Origin of the sequence: Streptomyces niveus, assembly GCF_001723055.1 — a bacterium.
GTDB lineage: Bacteria > Actinomycetota > Actinomycetes > Streptomycetales > Streptomycetaceae > Streptomyces > Streptomyces niveus.
In genome coordinates this window covers 1-4,464 of the sequence record NZ_MDCR01000527.1, presented here as the reverse complement: position 1 = coordinate 4,464, position 4,464 = coordinate 1, and the positions used below count along the sequence as shown (strand labels likewise).

Annotated in this window: 3 protein-coding genes; 2 read left to right on the top strand and 1 reads right to left on the bottom strand. The window is 73.3% G+C overall.

Going from position 1 to position 4,464, the window contains the following annotated elements; all coding sequences use genetic code 11:
- On the bottom strand, window positions 1-741 hold a 741-nt coding region (locus tag BHU15_RS37300; RefSeq protein ID WP_497210049.1), incomplete at its 3' end, for a macrolactam cyclase family protein.
- 594 nt (window positions 742-1,335) lie between these two features.
- Between BHU15_RS37300 and BHU15_RS37295 the strand changes: the two genes are divergently transcribed.
- Entirely contained in the window at window positions 1,336-2,871 is a 1,536-nt protein-coding gene (locus tag BHU15_RS37295; RefSeq protein ID WP_069622489.1) for an NsdA family TPR-like regulatory protein, read from the top strand.
- 130 nt (window positions 2,872-3,001) lie between these two features.
- Window positions 3,002-4,294 carry an L-2-hydroxyglutarate dehydrogenase gene (lhgD, locus tag BHU15_RS37290; RefSeq protein WP_079128645.1) on the top strand — a complete coding sequence of 431 codons (1,293 nt, stop codon included), beginning with the start codon at window positions 3,002-3,004 and terminating at the stop codon, window positions 4,292-4,294.
- Window positions 4,295-4,464: the final 170 nt, after the last annotated feature.

The window sequence follows — 4,464 nt, the reverse complement described above, 5'->3', positions numbered from 1 at the left end:
GGGCCCGGGGTCGGGTGGCGTCGTCTCGGGGGCGTGGCGCGGCGCCAGGAGTCTGGCGCGTACGGCTTCGACGAGGGCGTCCCTGACTCCCTCGACGGCTCGTTCGGGGTCGGCCTGGGGCGCGGCGACGGCGAGCGAGGAGACCTGTTCGTACCCGGTGATCTCGCGGGAGCCCTCGCGCAGGACGAGTGCGTGGCCGGGCGGGACTCGTTTGACGCCCGCGTACGGCGTGGAGTCGCGCAGCGCCTCGGGTGTCTCGGGGCAGGCGAGCAGCGCGGCCAGGTGCCCGATGTCGAGCTGTGCCTCGATGAGGTCGGCGAGCGGCAGGGCGGCGGTGGCGTAGGCGGTGCCGTTGGCCCAGGGGGTGTGGAACACGGGTCTCGCGCCCGCCAGATCGCCCGCGACGGTGATCCGCCGGCCGATCTGCGCGACGGCCGTGTAGCTGCCGGGCCAGGCGGTGAGATGGCGCAGCGCGCCGCCGCGTGCCGCGAACAGGCCCAGTTTCAGCTGCTCGTCGGTGGCTCCGCAGCAGCCGAAGACGGCGAGGCGGGTGAAGGCGTCGACGCTGACGACCCGTACTTCGTCGTCGCGCCAGTCGCCCACGGCCCACAGCGGATCCGGGTCACCCCACAGGAGTTGGGACCCGACGGGGTGGACCGAGCGGCCTTCGGAGGTGTCGCCCACGGCTCCCGCCGTGCCGAAGCTCGCGGCGATACTGCTCCACCCCACCAACCAGCGCATCGCCGCCTCCACAGCCTGTGGACAAGAGTCGTACCGTCGTCGTAGTCGGTCGTTCGTGAACATGCTGCCACGACAACGGCACACAGGAGGGGACCCGGGGAGGACCCGGAGAGGGAGCGCGAAAGAGGAACGCGCCCCTGGCAAAGGACAATTGGGGTGGTGCGGGGCTCAGGTTCGATGGGCAGCATTCAGCCAATCTCCGAGCCCGACCGGCCGACGGAACGTCGGCAAACGTACAGTCCGGGAGGCGCCTTCGCCTCCCGGACCGATCCGCCACCCGCGGGGAAATGAGGCGGCGGTGTCCCCCAGCCCACTGGTTCCAGTACGCAGTGGGCCGACCCACGCAGCACTCATGGAAGCGCTCCCGGCCTCTTTTGGCCAAGAGCGCACGGCCGGGCGCACGGCCACACACCCGGAGCACGTTCGAGCAGGGGCGAGTTTCGCGCGTACTCGCGTACGGACAACAATCCCGCCATCCGGAACGCCGCCCCTTAACGGTAGGGATGCGGCGAACTACGCTGGGTTTACGAATGCCACGGGCTCCTCAACAAGAGGGGCCGGCGGGGCGGCCGTCTGTGTGTCGAGGGGTGGCGCATGTCCAGGGAGCTACGCGGGCCGAACGAGAAGCTCGGCACCGTTCTCGCCCTCGCGGGAATCAGCAACGCCGGTCTCGCCCGGCGGGTCAACGACCTCGGGTCGCAGCGAGGTCTGACGCTTCGATACGACAAGACGTCGGTGGCGCGGTGGGTTTCGAAGGGGATGGTTCCGCAGGGTGCGGCGCCCCATCTGATCGCCGCGGCCATCGGTGCCAAGCTGGGCCGTCCCGTACCGCTGCACGAAATCGGGCTGGCCGACGCCGATCCGGCGCCTGAGGTGGGTCTCGCGTTCCCGCGCGACGTGGGCGCCGCGGTGCGGTCGGCGACCGATCTGTACCGGCTGGACCTGGCGGGCCGGCGGGCGGGCAGCGGCGGTATCTGGCAGTCGCTGGCCGGTTCCTTCGCGGTCAGCGCGTACGCGACGCCCGCCTCCCGGTGGCTGATATCGCCCGCCGACTCCTCCGTCGCGCGTGACGCGGCGATGGCCGAGGCGGCACGCAGAGCGCACGCGGCGCACGGCGGGCCCGGGGCGACCGGTCCGCCCGCCGCGCCCCTGGCGCCCGGCACGGCGGCGCCCGCGGGGCCGCCCGGGGCGGACGGCGGGGAGGTCTCGCCCCTGCGGGTGGGGCACAGCGATGTCGCCAAGCTCCGCGAGGCGGCGGCCGACGCCCGGCGCTGGGACTCCAAGTACGGCGGCGGGGACTGGCGTTCGTCGATGGTGCCCGAGTGTCTGCGGGTCGACGCGGCGCCGCTGCTGCTCGCCGCGTACAGCGACGAGGTCGGCCGCGGTCTCTTCGGCGCGACCGCCGAACTGACCAGGCTCGCCGGGTGGATGGCCTTCGACACCGGCCAGCAGGAGGCCGCGCAGCGGTACTACATCCAGGCGCTGCGGCTCGCCCGCGCGGCGGCCGACGTGCCGCTCGGCGGCTACGTCCTGGCGTCCATGTCCCTCCAGGCGACCTACCGGGGCTTCGCCGACGAGGGCGTCGACCTGGCCCAGGCCGCGCTGGAGCGCAACAGGGGTCTCGCGACGGCCCGCACGATGAGCTTCTTCCGGCTGGTGGAGGCGCGCGCGCACGCGAAGGCGGGCGACGCGGCGGCGGCCGGGGCGGCGCTGAAGGCGGCGGAGGGCTGGCTGGAGCGCTCGCGGGCGGGCGACGCGGATCCCAGCTGGCTGGGCTTCTACTCGTACGACCGCTTCGCCGCCGACGCCGCCGAGTGCTACCGCGACCTGAAGGTGCCGCAGCAGATGCGGCGGTTCAACGAGCAGGCGCTGTCGCGGCCGACGGAGGAGTTCGCGCGTTCGCACGGGTTACGCCTGGTGGTGAGCGCGGTCGCCGAGCTGGAGTCCGGGAATCTGGACGCGGCGTGCGCGGCGGGGACCCGTGCCGTGGAGGTGGCGGGGCGGATCTCGTCGGCGCGCACCACGGAGTACGTACGGGACCTGCTGCACCGCCTTGAGCCGTACGGCGACGAGCCGAGGGTCGCGGAGCTGCGGGAGCGGGCGCGCCCGCTGCTGGTGGCTCCGGCGTAGAGCGGGCAGGCACGCGGTGTGCCTGCTGCCGAATGCTTGGTGAACGATGTGGGACACGCGTGGTACCCCGATGGTTTAAGGGCATTGTCAGTGGGCCAGTGCACTATCGGGGTGGGAGGTTGCGCGGGTGATGGAAGACGGCTCGGCTCACGCCGAGGGCCACGACGGCGGTCAGGACCAACAGGGCGGTCACGGCCGTCGGTACGGCTACGACTGCGACGTGCTGGTGATCGGCGGCGGCATCGTCGGTCTCTCGACGGCCTACGCCCTCACCCGGGCCGCGCCCGGCACGCGCGTGACGGTCCTGGAGAAGGAGCCCGGCCCCGCGCGGCACCAGACGGGGCACAACAGCGGCGTCATCCACAGCGGTGTGTACTACCGCCCCGGCTCGCTCAAGGCGCGTTACGCGATCAAGGGTGCCGCCGAGCTGGTCAAGTTCTGCGCGGAGTACGGCATCGCGCACGAGGTCACCGGCAAACTCATCGTCGCCACCGGCCGGGACGAGCTGCCCCGGCTGCACGCCCTGGTCCAGCGCGGCAGGGAGAACGGGATCCCGGTGCGGGAGCTGGGCCCGGCGCAGATCATGGAGTACGAGCCGGAGGTACGCGGCCTGGCCGCGATCCATGTCGGCACGACCGGGGTGTGCGACTTCGGGGCCGTCGCGGCGCGGCTCGCGGACTCTGCGCAGGCGTCGGGCGCGTCCGTGCGGTACGGGGCGGAGGTCACCGTCATCGACAGGCGGGCGTGGGGTGTCGCCGTGCGTACGGCCTCCGGAGAGGTGGTCAGGGCCCGGGCCCTCGTCAACTGCGCGGGGCTCCAGTGCGACCGGGTGGCGCGGCTGACGGGCGACGACCCGGGTATGCGGATCGTCCCGTTCCGGGGCGAGTACTACGAACTGGCCCGGCCCGGCCTGGTGCGCGGGCTGGTCTATCCGGTGCCGGATCCGGCCTTTCCGTTCCTGGGGGTGCATCTGACGCGCGGCGTCGACGGCGGCGTCCATGTCGGCCCCAACGCGGTGCCCGCACTGGCCAGGGAGGGCTACTCCTGGTCCGCCGTGCGCCCCCGTGAGCTGGCCGGCACCCTCGGCTGGCCCGGCTCCTGGCGGATAGCGCGCAGGCACTGGCGTTACGGCGCGGGCGAGCTGCGGCGCTCGCTGTCCAAGCGCGCCTTCGCCACCGCCGTACGGCGCCTGCTGCCCGCCGTGACGGACGCGGACCTGCGCCCCGCGACGGCCGGGGTGCGCGCCCAGGCGGTGCTGCGGGACGGCACGCTGGCCGACGACTTCCTGATCCAGGAGTCCCCGCGCACGGTGCATGTGCTCAACGCCCCGTCCCCGGCGGCGACGGCGTCGCTGCCGATCGGGCGCGAGGTGGCGAGGCGGGCGCTGAGGCTGCTGAGGGACGCCGACGGCGACCGGGCGTAGCCGGCAGCGGCAGGGCGCGGGGGGCCGGGACCGGGGTCCGTAGAATTGGGGGATCCTGTCCGAGCCGGCGGTCGTCGGCGTGTCCCGAGAAGCGTGCCGAAGACGTGTCCGAGACCCAGATGAATGTGACCAGCGACGGTGAGCGCGAGGGCGAGAGCGTCGCCGCCGCC